The organism is Vibrio tritonius (assembly GCF_001547935.1).
Classification (GTDB): Bacteria; Pseudomonadota; Gammaproteobacteria; order Enterobacterales; family Vibrionaceae; genus Vibrio; species Vibrio tritonius.
The window spans coordinates 2,826,299-2,848,094 of record NZ_AP014635.1; the positions used below are offsets into that span (position 1 = coordinate 2,826,299).

The window sequence follows — 21,796 nt, forward strand, 5'->3', positions numbered from 1 at the left end:
GAATCAATATTTTGCCCGCATTTCATCTTTAGTTAAAAACTGCCCTTGGGCCCCCATAAGATCGCGGTAATACACCTCAAACATCAAAATATTTTGCACATAACCACGAGTTTCTTTAAAAGGAATTGCCTCAATAAATGCTAATGGCCCAAGTTTCCCCTTGGTCTCTTTGCGCCAGTTATCAACTCGTAACGGTCCCGCATTATAAGCAGCTAAAGCAAAAATACGGTTTTTGCCATACCGCTTAAGCAAACTACTAAAATATCGACTGCCAATTTCGATGTTTTTACTCACATCATAAAGCTCACTTACATTGGTGTATTCAAGCTGATATTTCTTTGCTGTATACCTGGCAGTGGATGGCATTATTTGCATAATACCTCGAGCTCCCACTGGTGATTGAGCCTCCGCATCCCAAGCACTTTCCTGCCTTGCAAGAGACATTAAAGTTACTGGATCTATTCCATTTTTATTACCATAGAAGTTGAACCACCATTGATGTGCTAATGGAAACCTCAATTCAAAATTATTCCAAAGACTCGCTGAAATAGAAGCAGTAACGGTGAGGTGGTACCAATGTTTATTCGCGGCATAAACAGCCAACATCTCTTTTTCATCTTGATTGACCCTATCGAGTAGCCAACTCCATTCACTTTTTGCCGCGGCAATTTTATCGCGATCAATAAGCTCTTCAATTCGTGTTAGGGCTTTTTGATAAGGATGAATAAGCTGAGGATTAAACTGCAGGTCATGACTTGGGTATTGAATAGACTGACGTAATTCAATTGCAGCAGCAACGCTGTAAAAATTACGGTGACCAACCATCTCACGAAGGCGTTTATACCCAGCCTCAATATCTCCCGTTGCTAATTCACTGCGCCCTAACCAATATTGCCAAGACAACTCTCTCCGTTCACCTTCTGGTAATAATTTGACCCACGCTTTGACCCCAGCCCAGTCCACTTGCCTTAAGGCCATACGAATGCGCATTTTCAAAAGATGTGAATCTTTGCTAGCTGCAATGACACTATCACGCCATGAGACAAGCTTTCGGTCGGTGGAATCAAGCAATTGCATCGCTATATATTGCGATAGAGACTGGACCTGTTCATTCGTTAAATCAATCGCACGTTTTGTCTCATTCAATATCGTTCTGGCTTTATCAGGGCGACTTCGAGCAAGCTTTTCAATCGCCAGCATCACTTGAGATGGCAAATCCAACGTACTAGGGAAACGTACTGCAATGTAAGGAATTCGCTCAGGATGTCGATAAAGTTCCAACATATTAGCTCCCCAGCGACGCATCCGTTCATCTTTGAGTTGCTGATACAAATAACTCATTAAGCCAGCATTTCTACCTTCAAACGCCAACAACATTCGTTCATAAACTAACGTGTCAGTTTTGCCACCCAGGCGAGCCCATTCTCTAAAAAGGGGATCACAAGCATCGGACACACTTGCCCCTTGAAGCCATAATGATTTTGCACCAGCAAATGCACTTTTCAGGTCACCGGTTTTTAGTTTCGCGTAGTAATACCAACACTGATACTCCTCACCTACTGGCTCTTGACGTTGAAATTCGACTAACCGTTGCCACTTCTGCTGCTTGGCCAACGAAGTAATATAAGGTGCGCTTATACGCGCAGCAAAAGGATATTCTTTATGGCTATCAATAAAAGCCCTAACAACAATCGGAGGTTTCTTACCAATATCGATAAGTAGTGAGCGATAATCTAAATAAGGCGTTAAGGGATATTCATCTAGCTGACGACGAACCTTGTTAAACTTACTTAAGTTACTTTCATCGAGCAATTCTTGGGCCTGATCGTACAAAGCTCTTTGCTGCTCTAAAGACTCTGCCATCGCGCCCGGACTGCTTAATGCGGCAGTTAATGCCAGACCATAGATAGCCGTTCCACAAAACTGAATGGTCCGCCAACATCTTGTCATGAAACTCACTTCCTTATTTCACTCATTGGGGTTGACTATTTATTACGCAAACTATGGAATAAAAAGTAAAGTACTAGGTTGTAAACTTGTTGTTAAGAATACGAACTTGCTTACTTTTATCGTGTAAGTCTATACAACGAACATGACATCTATGAGAAGTAACAGATGCCCCGTCCACATTTTGACATCCTCAAACTTTACGCTGGTAACAAATCGTAGATGTTTAGTATAGAATGACGATTTTACTTTGTTAGAAAGATTAGGATCGCTCGGCAATGGCTGAATACGTATATACCATGTCTCGGGTGAGCAAAATTGTTCCCCCTAAACGTCAAATTCTTAAAGACATTTCATTAAGTTTCTTCCCAGGAGCGAAGATTGGTGTGTTAGGTCTTAATGGTGCAGGTAAATCTACCCTACTACGCATCATGGCAGGCATTGACCAAGACATTGATGGTGAAGCTCGTCCTCAACCAGGTCTAAACGTGGGTTACTTACCTCAAGAACCTGTATTAGATGAAAACAAAACCGTTCGTGAAGTAGTAGAAGAAGCGGTTTCTGATGTTGCAGGTGCACTAAAACGCCTTGACGAAGTTTACGCAGCGTACGCTGAAGAAGATGCAGATTTTGACGCACTGGCTAAAGAACAAGGTGAACTAGAAGCCTTGATTCAAGCAAAAGATGGTCACAACCTAGAAAACGCTCTTGAGCGCGCGGCAGACGCACTGCGTCTTCCAGAATGGAACCAAAAAATCGCCCATCTTTCTGGTGGTGAACGCCGCCGTGTGGCTATCTGTCGTCTGCTGCTAGAACGCCCTGACATGCTGCTTCTTGATGAACCGACCAACCACTTAGATGCTGAATCAGTAGCATGGCTAGAACGCTTCTTGGTTGATTACACAGGAACTGTTGTGGCCATTACCCACGACCGTTACTTCCTAGATAACGCAGCAGGCTGGATTCTAGAACTTGACCGTGGTGAAGGTATTCCATGGGAAGGTAACTACAGCTCTTGGTTGGAACAAAAAGATGCACGTTTGAAGCACGAAGCAGCTCAAGAAAAAGCGCGTCAAAAAACCATCGAGAAAGAGCTGGAGTGGGTTCGTCAAAACCCGAAAGGTCGCCAAGCAAAATCTAAAGCACGTATGGCTCGTTTTGAAGAACTGCAAAACACTGACCACCAAAAACGTAACGAAACCAACGAACTATTTATCCCACCAGGTGAACGCCTAGGTGATAAAGTTCTTGAAGTGAAGAACCTAACTAAATCATTCGATGGCCGTGTTCTTATCGATGATTTGTCATTCAGCATTCCTAAAGGGGCTATCGTGGGTATCATTGGTGCCAACGGTGCAGGTAAATCAACCCTATTCAAAATGCTTAGCGGCGTAGAACAACCAGATTCAGGCACAATTGAACTGGGTGATACAGTGAAACTGGCGTCTGTTGATCAGTTCCGTGACAGCATGGATGATAAGAAAACTGTCTTCCAAGAGATCTCTGAAGGTAACGACATCATCCGTATCAACAACTTTGAGATCCCTGCGCGTGCTTACTGCTCTCGCTTCAACTTCAAAGGCGTGGATCAGCAAAAAGTGATTGGCGAGCTGTCTGGTGGTGAACGTAACCGTGTTCACCTTGCGAAGCTATTAAAAGCAGGCGGTAACGTGTTGCTACTCGATGAACCAACCAACGACCTTGACGTAGAAACTCTCCGTGCGTTGGAGGAAGCACTACTGGAATTCCCAGGCTGTGCCATGGTTATCTCGCACGACCGTTGGTTCTTAGATCGTATTGCAACGCACATCATCGATTACCGTGATGAAGGCCAAGTAAACTTCTACGAAGGTAACTATACCGAGTACATGGATTGGTTAAAATCCACTCTTGGAGCCCAAGCTGCAGAGCCACACCGAATTAAATACAAACGTATTGCTAAGTAATACAAAATGACTCTAGAGGCCTATTATAGGCCTCTTTTTTTTTGCCCTACTCCTCATTTTTCATCGCCTCCCTTAACCGTTGATATCACTCTGCTATGCTTACTATACCCAAATGACCTCAAGATGCAGACTTCAGAGCTTCATCAACGAGCACAGGTCAAGCTCAATGACGGCAGGAATGGTCATTCCCTTTCACACGTCATTGGGCGCAGAAATGGGCTTGTTGATGAGCTCCCAAAGGGCAAGTTGTATTCGCTCCTATGCTGCGTTACCGGTTTTCTACGTAGAATAACTAGGTATTCAAATCGGTGCCTTGCCTATGAGCGAATACACTCTCGCTGAAACCGCATCTTGAGGTTACTTGGGTATATACGTAAGCACTTCTTAGTTTATGGGAACATATCAATGGAAAGACGCCGATTTTTACGAGTCATTTATCAAGCTCCCGTCACTTTGTCACAAAGTGATTTGAGCTTTAATGCCATGGTGAAAGATATTTCCCTACATGGACTTCTCGTCTATTGTGAAACACCATCAGACTTAATCTCAGATAAACCACTCGATGTAAATATACCGCTTAACGATGGAGATGTAATCATCCAACTCACAGCCCAAATCGTTGATTTAAAGAGTAATTTACTTAGATTAAAAGTCGACCATATCGATCTAGAAAGCTTAGGTCACCTCAAACGCTTGGTTGAGTTGAATATGGGAAACGATGAGATATTGCACCGCGATTTAGACCATCTTATGGATAACCACGATATTGAATAAACAAATTAGCCTTACTTCCACCGTCCCCCTCAATGACTCAAAAAAAAACGCTGCTTAGTAAGCAGCGTTTTTTGCATAAGAATAATAGTGACCTTAACCGCGATGAATTGCATCATGTGCTTGTTTAAGTAAGTTTTGGCTCTCTTGCATAAACTGCTGAGAGTAATCCCCAAACCAATCACTCACCTGAGTAAAATTATCGATAAAACCTTGTTTGTCTTTACGTTTAATCAACTCTACTGACTCAGAAAAGCTCTGGTAAAAACGATCAATCATATCGATATTTTCTTGAGAAGAAAGAATGATATCGCCGTACAAGTTAGGGTCTTGAGCAAACAAACGACCTACCATAGCGATTTCTAATCGGTAAATAGGAGAACTCAACTTCAACAACTGCTCGATGTTCGGTTTCACCTTAGAGAGGTGTACACCATAAGCAAACGTAGTAAAGTGGCGCAGCGCTTGAATCATCGTCATACCATGATCATGATCTTCAGCTGGCATCTGACAAACACTTGCCCCCCAGATACCAAATTGCTCTAACAGCCATTGGTAAGATTCTTCTCCACGGCCATTACAGCAAACAATCACCTGCTTAGCCAAACTTGGAACATCCGGACCAAACATTGGATGTAAACCAACAACAGGTCCTTGATGAGCTTTCATCATTGCCGCGAGCGGCTTCGATTTTATCGAAGTAAAGTCAGCAAGAATGCAATCATTAGGTAACTGATTCAGTTTCTCAATGATATCCATGGTCAGGTGAATAGGCACAGTAACAATGACTAAACCAGCGTTTTTCAGCACTTCATCAGCATTATCCCAGTCGTTTTTACCAATCACATTCACTTGATAACCAGATAAACGGAACATACGGCCAAATAAAGAACCGAGTTGGCCATTACCACCGATCAACACCACTGAACGCAGATCTGGATTTAAGCATTTGAAGCCTGAATCCTTTTCACTGGCATAAGACTCACGCATCGTACGACGCAATATGTCTTCAATGAGTTGCGGAGGGACACCTTGCTTTTCGGCCTCAGCACGACGAGAGGCTAACATGGCTGCTTCACGATCAGGTGCATAAATGGGCAAACCGTGCTGACTTTTGACATGACCGACTTGCTCAACTAGAGCAAGACGACGCGCCAATAACGCGACCATTTGTTGATCGACAGCATCGATTTGATCTCTTAATGCACTTAATTCTACAGCCATGTTTTATTCCTTAATTATTCTTCAAGCGTTCTGTCAAAAACGGGATCAATTCATCATGGGCATTACGCAGCAATGTTTCGGTAGTATCCCAGCCGATACATGCATCCGTAATAGAAACACCGTATTTCATTTCAGACAGTGGTAGATCAGCCGATTGACTTCCTTCGTTAATATGACTTTCTATCATAAGACCAATGATAGAGGTATTCCCCTGACGAATTTGTTTGATCACATCATTCGCAACCAAAGGTTGACGACGGTAGTCCTTACGAGAGTTCGCATGGCTACAATCAACCATCAGTGATGCTTCAAGATTAGCGTTTTGCATTTCCTGTTCACATTCAGCGACAGAAACAGAATCGTAATTTGTTTGCTTACCACCACGAAGAATGACATGGCCATTGTGATTACCACGAGTTGTTAACAAAGCAACCTGTCCCTCGCGACTAATCCCCATAAAGCGGTGGCTAGACGCAGCCGCTTTCATCGCATTTATCGCAGTAGACAAACTACCATCGGTACCATTTTTAAAACCAATTGGCGCAGACAAACCACTCGCCATTTCACGATGCGTTTGTGATTCAGTTGTACGAGCGCCAATCGCAGCCCAGCTAAAAGTATCAGAAAGGTATTGAGGACTAATAGGGTCGAGCGCTTCTGTCGCTAGTGGAATTTCCATCTCCGATAGCTCTACTAGGAGTTTACGACCAATGTGTAAGCCCTGCTCAATATCAAACGTTCCATCTAAACGAGGATCATTGATCAAACCTTTCCAACCTACCGTTGTGCGTGGTTTTTCAAAGTACACCCGCATTACAAGGTAAATTTGATCTTTTAGTTCTTCAGAAAGTGCTTTCAGGCGACGAGCATAATCTTTAGCAGCTTCGATATCATGAATAGAGCAAGGGCCACATACCACCAGCAAGCGATGATCTCGTTTATGAATAATGTTAGCGATCGTTTCGCGTGACTCACGAATAAAACGACGCGCTTTATCGCTCAATGGTAGTTTTGCTTTGAGCACATCTGGGGTGATCAGTATCTCTTCATCAACGATATGAATATCGCTTAAATCACTTTTCTTCATCTCGACACCTGTATATATATCTTTACACTTCGTAGTAAACATCAGTTCCTCAAACTCTATAGGCAACAAATTAACAGTCTTTTGAAACATTGCAAGTGTAAATATGGAAAAACATATAATGTAAAAAATTATATACAGTTTAAAATCTCTCACAGAATGAAAAAAATTCGGTGGGAGAGATGTTTATCTTCCTTGAGTTAACTAAAATAGGCATTCTTGTTGATTAGGAATCCTGACCTCGTATGGAGTTAATACTCTCTTTAATGCAGCAGATGTGCGTCTATCTAGTATTAGCGTACATGTTGAGCAAAACTCCTATCTTTTTGCCGTTACTGAATATTTCTTATCGTCCCGGCCACAGAATATGCTTATATGTCCTGTTCTCCCTATTTTGTATCACTGGAACGTACTTCGGTCTACAGATCGATGACGCTATCGTAAATACTCGTGCGATTGGTGCCATAATGGCAGGATTATTTGGTGGGCCAGTTTTAGGTACAGCGGTAGGCTTTACCGGTGGCATTCATCGCTATTTCATGGGGGGATTTACCGATGTTGCCTGTGCCGTTTCAACAACGGTCGAAGGGTTAATTGGTGGATTGCTCCATTCGTATTTAATTTACCGCGGCAAACCCAAACAACTTTTTAGCCCAATCATTGTTTTTTCCATTACGCTCGTGGCAGAGATCATTCAAATGGCGCTGATATTAGCCATCGCAGATCCATTTGATGAAGCATTTCATCTGGTAAAAAAAATAGCAGCGCCAATGATCATCACCAACTCCTTTGGTGCGGCGCTCTTTATGAGCATCTTAGTTGACCGTAAAACGATTTTTGAAGAGTATTCTGCCGCTTTCTCTCGCCGAGCATTAAACGTTGCAGAACGTTCGGTTGGAATTCTTTCTGAAGGCTTTACCCCAGAAAATGCGAAAAAAATAGCGCGCATCGTTTATGAGCAAACCAATGTAGGGGCTGTTGCAATCACCGACACCGAACAAATTCTCGCTTTCATTGGTATTGGTGACGACCACCATATTCCCGGTAGGCCGATCTCATCAATGAGCACCTTGGATGCAATTCGTTCCAATCGAATCATTTACCTTGATGGGAAAGAACATCCCTATCAATGCTCGATTAATCAGGATTGTAAACTTGGCTCTGCCCTCATCATTCCCCTTCGAGCAGGCGATCGCGTGATTGGCGCAATCAAAATGTATGAGCCACGCCGTAAGCTGTTTTCCACCATCAATATGTCTATGGCACAAGGGATTGCACAACTGCTTTCTAGCCAAATTCTGTATGGCGAATATCAACAAAAGCAGATGTTATTGTCACGTGCAGAGATAAAGCTCTTACAAGCACAAATCAACCCTCACTTTCTATTCAATGCGCTCAATACCATCAGCGCAGTTATTCGACGACATCCTGATACCGCAAGAGAGCTGATTCTCAATCTCTCGCAATTTTTTCGCAGTAATCTAAAACAAAATGTCGAATCGGTGACGTTAAGAGAAGAACTGGCTCACGTAAATGCCTACCTTTCTATTGAAAAGGCACGATTCTCAGATCGACTTACTGTAGACGTTGACATTGAACCATCATTACTTGAACGCAAAATTCCCACTTTCACTCTGCAACCTCTGGTTGAAAACGCGGTTAAGCACGGAATATCAAACTTACTTGAGAATGGCCGTATCCGTATTTACAGTGAGCCTCACCCTTATGGCAACAAAATAACTGTTGAAGATAATGCGGGCGCTTATAAAACCAAGCAACCAATAGACAGAGACGATCATTGCGGGCTTGGAATGGACATTGTCGACAAACGCTTGACCAATAAGTTTGGGCACATCTCTGAATTAAAAACGGACGTGAAATTAGGGTGTTATACAAAAATGAGCTTTATCATCCCCTCATTAGGAAGCAAATAATATGAACCAGAAATTGACCGCACTGGTGATTGATGATGAGAAGTTTGCTCGCGAAGAGTTGATCGATCTACTGCATGAAAGCGATTGTATTCAAGTAATAGACGAGGCCAACAATGCGATTGATGGCTTAAAGAAAATCCACCAGCTAAAACCTGACGTCATTTTCTTGGACATTCAAATGCCGCTAATCACGGGTATCGAACTGATTGGTATGCTTGACCCCGACAACAATATGCCACACGTTGTTTTTGTCACCGCCTATGACCAATATGCGATACAAGCGTTTGAAGACAACGCCTTCGATTACTTACTCAAGCCAATAGACACAGCGAGACTACAAAAGACCCTGCAACGGCTAAAAAGAACACAACAAGAGAAAGTCTCTTATCAAGCCATCTCTCCAAATCAACTTGAGCAAGTACCTTGTGTCGGGCATAACCGCATTATGCTGATTCCAACTGATAACGTTGAGTTTGCCTGTAGTGAGGTCTGTGGAGTGCAAATTCAAACAGCAGAACATAAAATGACAACGCAACTCACCCTAAAGATACTCGAGGAAAAGACACCACTACTGCGCTGTCATCGCCAATACTTAGTCCATCTCAAAGCGATTAGAGAAATCAAACTAATTGATAACGGGCTGGCCGAAATTACCACTATTAGTGGCCACCATATTCCTGTCAGCCGCCGCTACTTAAAAGATCTCAAAGAGCGTTTAGGGTTCTTCTAACTGGCTAGCAAATAGCATTCACTTTAAGAAGCAAACTCATCCCGAATGCGAAGCGCATTTGCATGGGCAGTTTTCCATTCGGAGCTACTCATTAAATCACTGTAACGTATTGATTTTTTCTTTTGCAGTGCCAAAGCTTTTGGTACTGCAATTAATGGCAAATTGTCCAGCACCTCTATAGCGGCATCGCGCTGATTACACATGAGGATCATATCACAGCCCCCTTCTAATGCCTGCTGAGAACGCTCGGCTGGCCCGCCCATGATGGCAGCGCCTTCCATACTCAAGTCATCAGAAAAAATGATCCCGTTAAATCCAAGTTCTTGACGTAATACCTGCTTCAACCAATAGTGAGAACCACTGGCTGGAGAGGCATCATAACTAGGATAAATCACATGGGCAGGCATCATCGCATCCAGAATCCCTTGATTAATTTGATGACGGAAGATTTCTAGATCTTGGCTAATATCATCACGATTATCATAAGGCGTCTCAAGATGAGAATCGGCTATCACACCACCATGCCCAGGAAAATGCTTACCAGTGGTTGCCATGCCAACACTTTTCATTCCGCGCATAAATGCAGAACTGTGTTCAATGATGGCATTTACACTATCACCAAATGCACGGTTGCCAATAGCTTTACACTCGTAACCTTTATCGAGAACGGGCGCAAAACTCAAATCCACATCGTGGGCAATCAATTCTGCAGCCATAAGCCAACCACATTGTTCAGCTAGCGTGCTTCCCTGTTTGAGCTGCTGGTAGGCTTGTGCCGGCGGAAGCAAAGAAAAACCATCTTTGAAACGTTGTACTCTTCCACCTTCCTGATCCACACCGATCAAGATAGGACGTTTCGCCGCCTGACGAATACTTCTATTTAAAGCAATAAGTTGCTCATTATCATGATAGTTGCGGGCAAAAAGAATCACTCCTCCTACCGTTGGATGAGCCAATATTTCACGCTCTTCTGCGTCTAACTCATAACTTGCAACGTCTAACCATAACGGACCCATGTCGTCTCCTTGGTTGGTAGAAAAAGTTTAGCATCGGTTTAGTCAACCTAGAAAATTTGTCACTCAGCGGGAGATTATTCAGTTTAATTTTCAATTACAATGCTTTTGTGGTGATATCACAAAGGGATGACAGAACATATGCAAAATGAACTTTATATTGGAATTATGTCCGGTACCAGTTTAGATGGTGTCGATACCGTATTAGTTTCGATAGATAAAGAAAAAATAGAACGTTTGGCAACGCACAATTTTCCAATACCAAAGCCACTGCGCGAACAAGTGTTAGCGATGAATTTAAGTCAACCTGTCACCATTGCACAAGTGGGTTCAATCGATCATCAACTGGGAAAATTATACGCTCAAGCCGTCCAAGCGTTACTCACACATTCAGGCCATGTTGCTGATGATATCACCGCAATTGGGTGTCATGGACAAACCGTGTATCACCAGCCTAGTGGCGCTGAGCGCTTTACCATCCAGCTGGGCGATGCCAATCTTATCGCCGCCCAAACCAATATCACCACTATCGCAGATTTTCGTCGTAAAGATATGGCACTAGGAGGACAAGGCGCACCACTGGTCCCCGCTTTTCATCAAGCTATCTTTGGTCTAAAAGACTCCAGCGTGGTCATACTCAATATCGGTGGCATTGCCAATATCTCGGTATTAAATCCTGATGGTACAGTAGTTGGCTATGATACTGGCCCGGGAAACATGTTAATGGACGCTTGGTGTTATCAGCACCAAGGACAATTTTACGACCAAGATGCTCACTGGGCTAAGCAAGGCATCATTCATTCTGAATTATTAGAGGAATTACTTGCCGATTCCTATTTCACCTTGCCCGCGCCGAAGAGCACAGGGCGTGAGTATTTTCATTTAGATTGGCTCCGTCAACATAGCGTAATTGAAAGCATCAATGCTACTGATGTGCAACGCACCCTTTGTGAACTCACTGCACAAACAATCTGCGACCAAATTACTCCTTTCAGGCAAGGCCACTCTCCTGCACTCTATGTATGTGGTGGTGGGGCTCAAAACCCATTATTAATGGAACGGCTTAGTGATTTACTTCCTCACTGGGCAGTTTCAACCACCTCAGAGCAAGGTTTTGATAGTGATGATATGGAAGCCATGGCCTTTGCATGGTTGGCTTACCGTCGCATTCATGGTCTCCCCAGTAATTTACCAGCGGTGACTGGTGCTTGTCGCCCAGCCTCTTTGGGCGTAATTTATTACCCAGATTAATATCAATCAAGGATATGTATGACAAACGATGCCCTGCTAACCGCGCTGTCCCATTTAGTATCAGAAACCCGAAATCCTGACACGATGGATATCGACTTGCTGAGTTCGCTAGATATCGTGACTCGCTTAAATCAGCAAGACAAACTAGTACCTCTCGCCGTAGAGAAAGTCCTTCCAGACGTCGCTAAAGGCGTTGAAGCTATTACACATGCGTTCAAGCAGGGTGGGCGTTTGATTTACCTAGGTGCAGGAACCAGTGGGCGTTTGGGGGTGCTAGATGCCGTAGAATGCCCACCGACATTCAGCGTAAGTGACAGCATGGTAATTGGTCTAATCGCTGGCGGAAAAGATGCCATGTTTAAAGCTCAGGAAGGGGCAGAAGACTCATTAACCTTAGGAGAGCAAGAGCTCACGAATATAGAGTTCGCTACAAACGATGTATTGGTTGGCATTGCAGCTAGTGGACGCACGCCCTATGTAATTGGAGCTATTGATTATGCCAATAAAATTGGGGCAACCACGATTGCAATCTCCTGTAATCCAGACTCACCGATTGCCGAAATCGCGACCATTGCCATTTCTCCAGTAGTAGGACCTGAGGCATTAACAGGGTCGACTCGCCTAAAATCAGGCACCGCGCAAAAGCTGATCCTCAACATGCTTACGACCGCGAGTATGATTCGCCTTGGCAAGAGCTATGAGAACTTAATGGTAGATGTAAAAGCCACCAACAAAAAGCTGGTCGCTCGCGCGATACGTATAGTCATGCAAGCTACAGATTGCGACCGCACCCAAGCGGAAGCATTACTTACCCAAAGTGAAAATAATGCCAAAGCGGCAATTTTGATGCATTTTACTGGGATGAGCTACGCCCAAGCTAAAGAAAAGCTCAATGACTCTGACGGTTTTCTGCGTAGAGCCATTGAGCCTTAATATCAAGTTTGGTTAAACCGCTACTCAGATTGCGTTGATGATTTTTTGCTAGTCATCAACGCCACAACAGTATCGCCCGTTTGTGGCTCAAAAGCCGCAAGGTCGTAGCACATTTTGATACGACCTTTTACATTCACCAAAAATAGAGGCAGTAAGAAACGATCTTTATGCTCTTGAAGGTATTGAGCATAAGTAAACTCTTCACTCAGTTTGGTGTGTTTGATTTCTGCACCTTGGTTTATCAAACTGGCCAATTTTTTATAGCTGACATCCCCACCTAAGAACGGCAAACCATGATATTCCTGAGCAACATTGTGTTTATCATTCGGATCCGCCTTCACTTTATCGTGCAGACAAAAAACACGTTGCTCACCGAAATCCTGCATAAGTTGCATACAAGCCATGGCATTAAAGTGCTTATCTGACGTGACCGCCACAACATGTCCAATACCGATCAAATTGAGGTAGTTATCTGCATGGCTAGATATCGGATTACCATAATAGTGCTCCAACCCCATCATGCGTGCTTGGCGAATGTAATCCCAGTTTGAATCGGTCACGATTACGCGGCAATCGTATTTACTGATCGCTTGAGCCAAGGTACGCGCGACATCATTAGCACCAATAATAAGAAAGCCCTTCGGTGCGGGTTCTGCAACCTTGAGTTTTAATGCCAATGGACGAGCTGAAGCACTTTGTAAAACAACAGTCCCTATGATGACCATAAAGGTCAAAGGCACAAGCATTTTGGCCCCAGGCACGCCAAGCTCAACTAATTTTATCGCGAAAAGAGATGAAATAGACGCTGCAACAATCCCTCGCGGAGCGACCCAAGAGAGAAATACCTTATCTTTAAATGTTAATTTGCTTTTTAGCGTGGTAAGAAAAATAGCGACAGGCCGAGAAACCAACTGCATAAATACAAACAGACCTAATGCCCCCCAGTTAAAGATCAAGAAATCTTCTGGGTCAATACGTGCTGCTAAAAGGATAAAGAGACCAGTAATCAATAATACTGTAAGGTGCTCTTTAAAGTGCAAAATATGGCGAATATTGACGTCTTTTGCATTAGCAAGCCACATCCCCATCACGGTCACCGTTAACAGACCGGACTCCGATTCCAAATAGTTAGAGACGGAGAAAACACCAAGAACAATGCTTAACACAGCAAAAGGTTGCAAATATTCGGGTAATAAACGACGCCTTAGCACCGCAGCAACAAACGCTCCAGAGACCCCGCCAATAATCAACCCGACAACCAAAATAATGGCCAATACCGTTAAACTATGCGCTTCGCTACTTGAGACTAAAAACTCGTACACCATAACCACAAACAGCGCGCCTAGCGGGTCAATAAGAATACCTTCCCAACGTAAAATATTAGATAGACGACTGTTTGGGCGAACAGTGCGCAATAATGGAACGATAACCGTAGGTCCGGTAACCACAGTTAAACTGCCGAACAAGAATGCGATGGTCCAATCAAGACCAATCAAATAATGTGTCGCAGCACTGGTTAATATCCATGAAATAAGCGCTCCCACCGTAACGATCTGCCAGACCGTGTGGCTAACGCCTCGAATCTCTTTAAAATTGAGGGTTAAACTCCCTTCAAACAAAATCACCGCAACAGCAAGTGAAATCAAAGGAAATAATAAATCACCGAGTAATGCTTGCGGATTTAAAATGCCTGCAACTGGGCCAACAATGATTCCAGCAATCAATAAAAACAAGATAGCTGGCAATCGTAATCGCCATGCCAACCATTGACACGCTAAGCCAACAACGCCAATTCCTGCAACTGATAGTGCGATACCTTCTCCGTGCATCATGAATCCTTATAAAATCTAGTTAACTTATTGATTATAGTCGCGCCAACCACGTTGCCATTCCATTCTAAATTTTTGACCATTTTTCATATGATCACACACACCTTCGTACATTTGCCCACTCAAGCCAATTTGATAAGCAGCGTTAGGATTGCAGTACACTGCAACGCCTTGGGAATAACCCAGATCATAGTCAGATTGACCACTCGCACCTAAGCTGGTGAGCTGTTGGTAAGAACGCTCCTCACGACCACGAATACCATCCTGATACCCCATGCTGTATGCATCACTTTGGTTGGACACGCTCGAATCATTAGTAGCACAACCCGCCAAAAATAATACTAATAAGCAAAATACGTTTTTCATTGAAGTCCTTAATACGATTGATAAAACCGCTCATCATTATGCACATAAGCATTGTAGCGCCTAAGTGTACCGCGTAAACCGTTAAGAAACTGTAAAAACCGCTCACAGTGTTTAAAAACCACTTAAATAGCTATTTGACCACTCATGCTAAAACTACGTGCTTCTCGTTATTTACACTTCTAAAATCAACACAATTATTAATCTTAAAGGATCCTACCCTATGTTGTGGTTTCTTACCTGCGTCGCAGCTCTACTTGCTGGCTATTTTATCTACGGTACCTTCGTAGAAAAAGTTTTCGGCATTAACGAACACCGTAAAACACCCGCCCACACCATGGCTGACGGAGTGGACTTTGTTCCTATGTCAACGCCTAAGGTTTATCTCGTTCAACTATTGAACATCGCTGGTGTTGGTCCTATTTTTGGTCCTATCATGGGCGCACTGTATGGTCCTGCCGCGATGTTGTGGATTGTCATTGGCTGTATTTTTGCTGGTGCCGTACACGATTACTTCTCAGGTATGCTTTCTATTCGCAACAACGGAGCCTCAGTCCCAGCCATCACAGGCAAATATCTAGGCAATGGCGCAAAACACTTTATGAACATTTTTGCCATTGTACTCCTGCTATTAGTTGGCGTAGTTTTCGTTTCTGCACCAGCAGGAATGATCACCAACCTGATTAACGAACAAACTAGCCTACATGTCAGCATGACGTTTATGGTTGTCATCATCTTTGCTTACTACATTCTGGCTACCATCGTTCCGGTGGATAAAATCATCGGTCGCTTCTATCCACTGTTTGGTGCCCTATTAATCTTCATGTCAGTTGGTCTTATCACTGCAATGGCGTTTTCTAGCGAGCACCAAATTTTGGGCGACTTTAAAGTCAGTGATATGTTCAATAACCTTAATCCAAACGACATGCCGCTTTGGCCAGCACTGTTTATCACCATTGCTTGTGGTGCGATTTCAGGCTTCCACGCCACTCAATCGCCATTAATGGCGCGCTGTATGGAAAATGAAAAGAATGGTCGCTTTGTCTTCTATGGTGCAATGATTGGTGAAGGTATTATTGCTCTCATCTGGTGTGCGGTTGCCTTGTCTTTCTTTGGCTCTTTAGAAGCTCTGACAGATGCTGTTAACCATGGTGGTCCTGGCAATGTTGTATATTCTGCGTCATTTGGTCTACTCGGTGTTTTTGGCGGTGTGCTTGCATTCCTTGGGGTGGTTATCCTACCTATCACGTCTGGCGACACTGCGTTTCGTTCAAGCCGATTAATCTTGGCTGAATACTTCAACATGGAACAGAAGTCTCTGCGTAACCGACTACTGATGGCGGTACCTCTGTTCATCATCGGTGGCGCTTTAACTCAAGTAGACTTCGGCATCATTTGGCGTTATTTCGGTTTTGCAAACCAAACCACGGCAGTCATGATGTTGTGGACGGCATCGGCTTATCTTATCCGCCACAACAAACTACATTGGATCAGTACAATTCCAGCCGTGTTTATGACCGCAGTGTGTATCACTTTCATCTTAAACAACAGCACTCTAGGCTTTGGTATGCCAATGCAAATCTCAACCTTAATCGGTAGTGGACTTGCACTCGTTGCTATGGTTATTGTGATGGTGAAATCAAAAAGCAAAGGCGAAATCGACTCAGCACACGATTCAGACCTGCCAACGGCTTAATTGATAACCGTAAGAACGCCCAACAATAAAAAAGGCTCCGAGGAGCCTTTTTTCATTTGGGTATATTTATAATCAAAGAGGAAAGTAAGCAGTCAAAACTAATCAACTTGCTTGATTTGCAATTCTTTAGGCACTTCAAAAAACATATTCTCTTCGCGGCCTAGCACTTCTTCAATATTATCTTCAGCACCCAGCTCTTTAATACGATCAAGAATTTGATTGACCAACTCTTCTGGAGCCGATGCTCCCGCGGTCACCCCAACTAGCTTAGCATCAATAAACCATTCAGGTTTAATGTCCTCGGCACTGTCAGTCAAATACCCTGGCGTACCCAATTTCTCAGCCAGTTCTTTCAAGCGAGTTGAATTAGATGAGTTTTTCGACCCAACCACAATCATCACATCCACCTGTGAAGATAAGGTACGCACTGCATCTTGCCGGTTCTGCGTTGCATAACAGATATCGTCTTTACGTGGTCCTTGTATCGTAGGGAACACTTCACGCAAGCGATCAATTACATCGGCTGTTTCATCAACCGAAAGCGTTGTTTGACTCACATAATGCAGATTATCACCGCTTTTGACTTTTGCTTTAAGCTCATCAACATCTGTCGGGTTTTCCACCAAGTACATACCGCCTTCGCTGCTGGTATATTGCCCCATGGTACCTTCCACTTCAGGGTGGCCCGCATGACCAATCAACACGACTTCCATATGTTTACGACTTGCGCGAGCAACCTCCATATGGACCTTAGTCACCAAGGGGCAAGTCGCATCAAATACGGTCAGAGAACGCTTAGCAGCTTCTTGACGAACAGCTTGAGACACTCCATGAGCAGAAAAGATCACAATATTGTTATCTGGAACTTCCGCTAGCTCTTCTACAAAAATGGCACCACGTTGTTTTAGTCCTTCAACCACAAAACGGTTGTGTACGACTTCATGACGAACATAAATAGGTGGTTGGTAAAGCTCTAATGCTCGCTCAACAATGCTGATTGCACGATCGACGCCAGCACAAAAACCTCGCGGGTTTGCTAACAGTATTTTCATTTTTTTGCTCATGAAATGTATTTATGACCGGTATTCTACGGTAAGTTACTCGACAGACAAAATTTCCACTTCGAAAATAACATCTTGTCCTGCCAGAGGATGATTAAAGTCTACTGTGACAGAATCACCGGCAATCGCGGTAATAATGCCAGGGACTTCAGCACCATCAGGCGCACTAAACGCCATAATGGTTCCCACTTCGACTTCAGCGTCACCAACAAACTTTGCGCGGTCCATATATTGAATATTGTCTGGGTTCGGCAGACCAAATGCATCTTTTGCTGCCAATTCAATAGCACGTTTATCGCCTGTGGTCAGGCCGATAAGATGCTGTTCAAAATTCTCACTGATATTACCGTCGCCGATAACAAATTGTGCAGGTTTACCCAAGTTGTAGGTACTATCTGCGATTGAACCATCTTTCAATTTAATCGTGAAATGTAGAGTAACGACCGAGTGTTCTGTTATTGCTGTCACATGCCTATCCTTGCGTTGGGCGGTAGATTTCCGCTGTTGTGAATATTATGACGCTAAAGAAAAAGGAATTTCCGTTCTTCTTCTAACAAAAAGCGCTCCCCGAATCAACGGACAGCGCTTAGGGTTATTCTGATTTTTGCAAGCCAATGGCTAAATTAGGCTTCTGTATTTTTGGCACGAAAGCCATCGATTAAGATCATTACCGCACCAATACAGATAGCACTATCGGCTAGATTAAAAGCGGGCCAGTGGTAATTACCCCAAAATACATCAAGATAATCCACTACAAAACCGTGAACAACGCGATCAAACACATTTCCCACAGCCCCACCAATAATCAACGCATAAGCAATGTTTCCCCATTTGTCACTCGCGCTTGAACGGCGCATAGAAACCACGAGGAACGCAACCACAGCAAACGCAATCGCCGTAAACAGCCATCGTTGCCAACCGGCCTGATCACTGAGAAAACTAAATGCTGCACCATAGTTATGCACGTAGACCAAATTGAAGAACGGTAAAATCTCAATGCGATTCTCCCATCCAAATCCGATCGTGTTCATCACTAAAAGTTTAATCGCAATATCTGCAATGAAAACCAGCAGCGCTAGCCCTAGCCAGCGCACTCCCGATTGTTTTAACGTTATAGCTTGTTTTGTCATGAATACCGTCTTTTATTAAGCGAACTTACGTACTTCGCCATCACCTTCAACGTTTGACACACAACGACCACAAATAGTTTCATGACCTTTAATCGTGCCTACGTCGTGAGTGTGATGCCAGCAACGCTCACATTTTTCTGCATCCGTTTTCGCTACTTGAACAAACAAACCTTTCACTTCAGTTTCATGCGCATCAGCAGGCTTCTCTGCAAGTGGTTTAACTTGTGCTGCAGAAGTCAATAGTACGAAACGAAGCTCGTCTTCAAGACGAGTTAAATGAGCAGCAAGCTCTTCGTCAGCGTATAGTGTTACTTCAGCTTGTAGAGAACCACCAATCACTTTTTCGTTACGTGCAGATTCAAGAAGCTTGTTTACTGCGCCACGAACATGTTGGATTTCATTCCAGAAGTCATTGTTTAGCTCTTCGCCTTCAGCCAGACCGAATAGACCATCGAACCACTCTTCAGTGAACACGTATTTCGCACGATTTTCACCGTTTGCTTGTTTCACAGGCATCTCGTTCCAGATTTCATCTGCTGTGAATGACATGATAGGCGCCATCCAACGAACCAATGCTTCCACGATGAAGAACAATGCAGTTTGACAGCTGCGTTGCGCGTGGCCACCATTTTTCGCGGTATACTGACGGTCTTTAATAACGTCGAGGTAGAATGAACCCATTTCGATAGAACAGAAGTTCATCAACCGCTGTACAACGTTATGCATGTTGTATTCGTCGTACGCTTTGATGATTTCTTGTTGTGCTGCTAGAGCACGCCCCACAGCCCAACGATCCAACGCCACCATTTCTTCAACAGGAACGATGTCAGTTTCTGGATTGAAACCGTTCAAGTTAGCTAAGAAGAAACGAGCTGTGTTACGAATACGACGGTATGCGTCAGCACTGCGTTTTAGGATTTCGTCAGAAACCGCCACTTCACCAGTGTAGTCAGTTGATGCAACCCATAGACGTAGGATATCTGCGCCTAGTTTGTTAGTTACATCTTTTGGCGCAACAACGTTACCGATAGATTTTGACATCTTACGGCCTTGACCATCTACCACGAAACCGTGAGTAAGCACTTCTTTGTAAGGTGCTTTACCTTTAGTTGCCACAGAAGTGATCAATGAAGATTGGAACCAACCGCGGTGTTGGTCTGAACCTTCTAGGTACATATCTGGTTCGTTACCGTTGAACTCTTCACGGTTATCTACCACTGCGTAGTGAGTTACACCAGAGTCAAACCATACGTCTAGCGTATCCAATACTTTTTCGTAGTTTGCAGCGTCTGCACCTAGTAGGTCTTCAGCGGCTACATCCCACCATGCTTGGATGCCTTTTTCTTCAACCAATAGGGCCACTTTTTCAATGAGCTCTAGCGTATTTGGATGCAGTTCTGCCGTTTCTTTATGAACAAACAGAGCAATTGGCACGCCCCAAGTACGTTGACGAGAAATACACCATTCAGGGCGACCTTCGATCATACCTTCGATACGGCTTTGACCCCAATCAGGCATCCATTTCACGCCTTTGATTGATTCTAGTGCGTTTTTACGCAAACCATTTTGGTCCATAGAAACAAACCATTGTGGTGTAGCTCGGAAGATGATTGGTGTTTTGTGACGCCAGCAATGTGGGTAGCTGTGTTCAAATTCGTTGTAATGCAGCAACGCACCTTTTTCTTTCAATAACTCAACCACTTCAGGGTTCGCTTTGAATACGTGTTTGCCAGCAAAGAATTCGGTATCTGGTAGGTAAACGCCGTTAGAACCAACTGGGTTAGCCACTTCTAAGTTGTATTTTTGACCAACCACAAAGTCTTCTTGACCATGGCCAGGCGCGGTGTGAACCACACCAGTACCAGCGTCTGTTGTTACGTGGTCGCCAAGAATTGCCGGCACTGAGAACGCTAGGAATGGGTGATTGAATTGCTGTAATTCAAGATCCGCACCTTTTGCATAGCCCAGAATACGGTAATCAGCGATTTCCGCACGTGCCATCACATCTTTTAGCAGTTCAGCAGCAACGATAATACGTTCCGCGTTCTCACCTTCAACTTGTACCAATACGTACTCTAGATCTTCACGAACACAAACCGCGCGGTTTGCAGGAAGAGTCCAAGGAGTCGTTGTCCAGATAACGATAGAGATATCGCCTTGACCTTGTTCGCCTTCAAAAGCAAATTTGCTTAATAATGCCGCTTCGTCAGCCGCTTTAAAGCGAACATCGATAGAAGGTGATTTTTTATCTTTGTACTCTACTTCAGCTTCAGCCAAAGCAGAACCACAGTCAGTACACCAGTGAACAGGTTTGAAACCTTTCAATAAGTGTCCGTTGCTTGCGATTTTTCCTAGCGTACGGATGATGTTTGCTTCAGTAGCAAAATCCATAGTGCGGTATGGTTTGTCCCAAGAACCTAAAACACCTAAACGTTTAAAGCTCTCTTTTTGACCTTCAACTTGGCCCGCAGCGTATTCACGACATTTTTCACGGAATTCAGCAGCTGTCAGTTTTTGACCTGGCTTACCAAATTTCTTTTCCACCATCAGTTCGATTGGTAGACCATGACAGTCCCACCCAGGTACATATGGCGCGTCAAAACCAGAAAGTGTTTTGGATTTAATAATAATGTCTTTAAGAATCTTGTTCAGTGCGTGACCAATGTGAATATCACCGTTGGCGTACGGAGGGCCATCGTGTAATACGAAAGATTTTTTGCCTTTCTTTGCTTTACGGATTGCACCGTAAAGATCTTCTTCATACCAACGCTGAAGCATTTCTGGCTCACGATTGGCCAGATTACCGCGCATCGGAAACCCTGTTTCAGGTAAGTTCAGGGTATCTTTATACTCACTCATCGATTCTTAATTCCGTTAGTTGGGC

18 protein-coding genes are annotated in these 21,796 nt (G+C 43.8%); 8 read left to right on the forward strand and 10 right to left on the reverse strand.

What is annotated here, in order from left to right:
• Positions 1 to 3 precede the first annotated feature (3 nt).
• Positions 4 to 1,950: a transglycosylase SLT domain-containing protein gene (locus tag JCM16456_RS12495; RefSeq protein ID WP_068714818.1), complete on the reverse strand. Its 1,947-nt coding sequence runs from the start codon at positions 1,948 to 1,950 to the stop codon at positions 4 to 6.
• Between the two features lie 275 nt (positions 1,951 to 2,225).
• Here JCM16456_RS12495 and ettA point away from each other — a divergent pair, with 275 nt between their 5' ends.
• The 3 genes from ettA (at position 2,226) to JCM16456_RS12505 (ending at position 4,667) form a co-directional block, all read left to right on the forward strand.
• Entirely contained in the window at positions 2,226 to 3,893 is a 1,668-nt protein-coding gene (ettA, locus tag JCM16456_RS12500; RefSeq protein WP_068714820.1) for an energy-dependent translational throttle protein EttA, read from the forward strand.
• Between the two features lie 166 nt (positions 3,894 to 4,059).
• Positions 4,060 to 4,185, forward strand: a complete 126-nt coding sequence (locus tag JCM16456_RS24345) for a hypothetical protein (protein WP_269450804.1) — start codon at positions 4,060 to 4,062, stop codon at positions 4,183 to 4,185.
• A gap of 113 nt (positions 4,186 to 4,298) precedes the next feature.
• Entirely contained in the window at positions 4,299 to 4,667 is a 369-nt protein-coding gene (locus tag JCM16456_RS12505) for a PilZ domain-containing protein (RefSeq protein ID WP_068714822.1), read from the forward strand.
• A 93-nt stretch (positions 4,668 to 4,760) separates the two neighbouring features.
• On the opposite strand, the gene tyrA is transcribed toward JCM16456_RS12505, so the two are convergent.
• Together tyrA and JCM16456_RS12515 are read right to left on the reverse strand one after the other, a co-directional pair.
• Entirely contained in the window at positions 4,761 to 5,888 is a 1,128-nt protein-coding gene (tyrA, locus tag JCM16456_RS12510; RefSeq protein ID WP_068714824.1) for a bifunctional chorismate mutase/prephenate dehydrogenase, read from the reverse strand.
• A 10-nt stretch (positions 5,889 to 5,898) separates the two neighbouring features.
• On the reverse strand, positions 5,899 to 6,975 hold the full coding sequence (locus JCM16456_RS12515) for a 3-deoxy-7-phosphoheptulonate synthase (RefSeq protein WP_068714826.1): 1,077 nt from the start codon (positions 6,973 to 6,975) through the stop codon (positions 5,899 to 5,901).
• 242 nt (positions 6,976 to 7,217) lie between these two features.
• Between JCM16456_RS12515 and JCM16456_RS12520 the strand changes: the two genes are divergently transcribed.
• Both JCM16456_RS12520 and btsR read left to right on the forward strand, forming a co-directional pair.
• Complete coding sequence (locus JCM16456_RS12520; protein ID WP_068714828.1) at positions 7,218 to 8,906, forward strand: sensor histidine kinase; 1,689 nt, start codon at positions 7,218 to 7,220, stop codon at positions 8,904 to 8,906.
• A gap of 1 nt (position 8,907) precedes the next feature.
• Complete coding sequence (gene btsR / locus JCM16456_RS12525) at positions 8,908 to 9,636, forward strand: two-component system response regulator BtsR (RefSeq protein WP_068714830.1); 729 nt, start codon at positions 8,908 to 8,910, stop codon at positions 9,634 to 9,636.
• 23 nt (positions 9,637 to 9,659) lie between these two features.
• Here the strand turns inward: btsR and nagZ are convergent, their stop codons facing one another.
• Positions 9,660 to 10,652, reverse strand: a complete 993-nt coding sequence (gene nagZ, locus JCM16456_RS12530) for a beta-N-acetylhexosaminidase (protein ID WP_068714832.1) — start codon at positions 10,650 to 10,652, stop codon at positions 9,660 to 9,662.
• Positions 10,653 to 10,790: 138 nt separating this feature from the next.
• Between nagZ and JCM16456_RS12535 the strand changes: the two genes are divergently transcribed.
• Both JCM16456_RS12535 and murQ read left to right on the forward strand, forming a co-directional pair.
• Positions 10,791 to 11,900, forward strand: coding sequence for an anhydro-N-acetylmuramic acid kinase (locus JCM16456_RS12535; RefSeq protein ID WP_068714834.1), 1,110 nt, complete (start codon positions 10,791 to 10,793; stop codon positions 11,898 to 11,900).
• 18 nt (positions 11,901 to 11,918) lie between these two features.
• Positions 11,919 to 12,833, forward strand: a complete 915-nt coding sequence (gene murQ / locus JCM16456_RS12540; protein WP_068714836.1) for an N-acetylmuramic acid 6-phosphate etherase — start codon at positions 11,919 to 11,921, stop codon at positions 12,831 to 12,833.
• Positions 12,834 to 12,853: 20 nt separating this feature from the next.
• Here murQ and JCM16456_RS12545 read toward each other — a convergent pair whose 3' ends face one another.
• Together JCM16456_RS12545 and JCM16456_RS12550 are read right to left on the reverse strand one after the other, a co-directional pair.
• On the reverse strand, positions 12,854 to 14,662 hold the full coding sequence (locus tag JCM16456_RS12545) for a cation:proton antiporter (protein ID WP_068714837.1): 1,809 nt from the start codon (positions 14,660 to 14,662) through the stop codon (positions 12,854 to 12,856).
• A gap of 27 nt (positions 14,663 to 14,689) precedes the next feature.
• Positions 14,690 to 15,028 (reverse strand): DUF2799 domain-containing protein, encoded by a 339-nt coding sequence (locus JCM16456_RS12550; RefSeq protein ID WP_068714839.1) that lies wholly within the window; start codon positions 15,026 to 15,028, stop codon positions 14,690 to 14,692.
• Positions 15,029 to 15,248: 220 nt separating this feature from the next.
• On the opposite strand from JCM16456_RS12550, the gene JCM16456_RS12555 reads away from it, so the two are divergent.
• Positions 15,249 to 16,721 (forward strand): carbon starvation CstA family protein, encoded by a 1,473-nt coding sequence (locus JCM16456_RS12555; RefSeq protein ID WP_068714841.1) that lies wholly within the window; start codon positions 15,249 to 15,251, stop codon positions 16,719 to 16,721.
• 98 nt (positions 16,722 to 16,819) lie between these two features.
• On the opposite strand, the gene ispH is transcribed toward JCM16456_RS12555, so the two are convergent.
• From ispH to ileS, 4 genes are all read right to left on the reverse strand, one after another.
• The gene (gene ispH / locus JCM16456_RS12560) at positions 16,820 to 17,785 is read right to left on the reverse strand and encodes a 4-hydroxy-3-methylbut-2-enyl diphosphate reductase (RefSeq protein WP_068714843.1); all 966 of its coding nucleotides are present in this window, start codon (positions 17,783 to 17,785) and stop codon (positions 16,820 to 16,822) included.
• A 33-nt stretch (positions 17,786 to 17,818) separates the two neighbouring features.
• Complete coding sequence (gene fkpB / locus JCM16456_RS12565; RefSeq protein WP_068714845.1) at positions 17,819 to 18,250, reverse strand: FKBP-type peptidyl-prolyl cis-trans isomerase; 432 nt, start codon at positions 18,248 to 18,250, stop codon at positions 17,819 to 17,821.
• 155 nt (positions 18,251 to 18,405) lie between these two features.
• Entirely contained in the window at positions 18,406 to 18,912 is a 507-nt protein-coding gene (gene lspA / locus JCM16456_RS12570; protein WP_068714847.1) for a signal peptidase II, read from the reverse strand.
• A 15-nt stretch (positions 18,913 to 18,927) separates the two neighbouring features.
• Positions 18,928 to 21,771 (reverse strand): isoleucine--tRNA ligase, encoded by a 2,844-nt coding sequence (ileS, locus tag JCM16456_RS12575; RefSeq protein WP_068714849.1) that lies wholly within the window; start codon positions 21,769 to 21,771, stop codon positions 18,928 to 18,930.
• Between the last annotated feature and the right edge of the window lie 25 nt (positions 21,772 to 21,796).

Excerpts from the sequence above, each read along its gene's own strand:
- nagZ (WP_068714832.1), bottom strand. The coding sequence starts at position 10,652 with ATGGGTCCGTTATGGTTAGACGTTGCAAGTTATGAGTTAGACGCAGAA.
- JCM16456_RS12550 (WP_068714839.1), bottom strand. The coding sequence starts at position 15,028 with ATGAAAAACGTATTTTGCTTATTAGTATTATTTTTGGCGGGTTGTGCT.
- JCM16456_RS12535 (WP_068714834.1), top strand. The coding sequence starts at position 10,791 with ATGCAAAATGAACTTTATATTGGAATTATGTCCGGTACCAGTTTAGAT.
- ettA (WP_068714820.1), top strand. The coding sequence starts at position 2,226 with ATGGCTGAATACGTATATACCATGTCTCGGGTGAGCAAAATTGTTCCC.
- JCM16456_RS12555 (WP_068714841.1), top strand. The coding sequence starts at position 15,249 with ATGTTGTGGTTTCTTACCTGCGTCGCAGCTCTACTTGCTGGCTATTTT.
- JCM16456_RS12515 (WP_068714826.1), bottom strand. The coding sequence starts at position 6,975 with ATGAAGAAAAGTGATTTAAGCGATATTCATATCGTTGATGAAGAGATA.
- JCM16456_RS12520 (WP_068714828.1), top strand. The coding sequence starts at position 7,218 with ATGGAGTTAATACTCTCTTTAATGCAGCAGATGTGCGTCTATCTAGTA.
- btsR (WP_068714830.1), top strand. The coding sequence starts at position 8,908 with ATGAACCAGAAATTGACCGCACTGGTGATTGATGATGAGAAGTTTGCT.
- JCM16456_RS12495 (WP_068714818.1), bottom strand. The coding sequence starts at position 1,950 with ATGACAAGATGTTGGCGGACCATTCAGTTTTGTGGAACGGCTATCTAT.
- ispH (WP_068714843.1), bottom strand. The coding sequence starts at position 17,785 with ATGAGCAAAAAAATGAAAATACTGTTAGCAAACCCGCGAGGTTTTTGT.
- lspA (WP_068714847.1), bottom strand. The coding sequence starts at position 18,912 with ATGACAAAACAAGCTATAACGTTAAAACAATCGGGAGTGCGCTGGCTA.
- ileS (WP_068714849.1), bottom strand. The coding sequence starts at position 21,771 with ATGAGTGAGTATAAAGATACCCTGAACTTACCTGAAACAGGGTTTCCG.
- JCM16456_RS12505 (WP_068714822.1), top strand. The coding sequence starts at position 4,299 with ATGGAAAGACGCCGATTTTTACGAGTCATTTATCAAGCTCCCGTCACT.
- tyrA (WP_068714824.1), bottom strand. The coding sequence starts at position 5,888 with ATGGCTGTAGAATTAAGTGCATTAAGAGATCAAATCGATGCTGTCGAT.
- murQ (WP_068714836.1), top strand. The coding sequence starts at position 11,919 with ATGACAAACGATGCCCTGCTAACCGCGCTGTCCCATTTAGTATCAGAA.
- JCM16456_RS12545 (WP_068714837.1), bottom strand. The coding sequence starts at position 14,662 with ATGCACGGAGAAGGTATCGCACTATCAGTTGCAGGAATTGGCGTTGTT.
- JCM16456_RS24345 (WP_269450804.1), top strand. The coding sequence starts at position 4,060 with ATGACGGCAGGAATGGTCATTCCCTTTCACACGTCATTGGGCGCAGAA.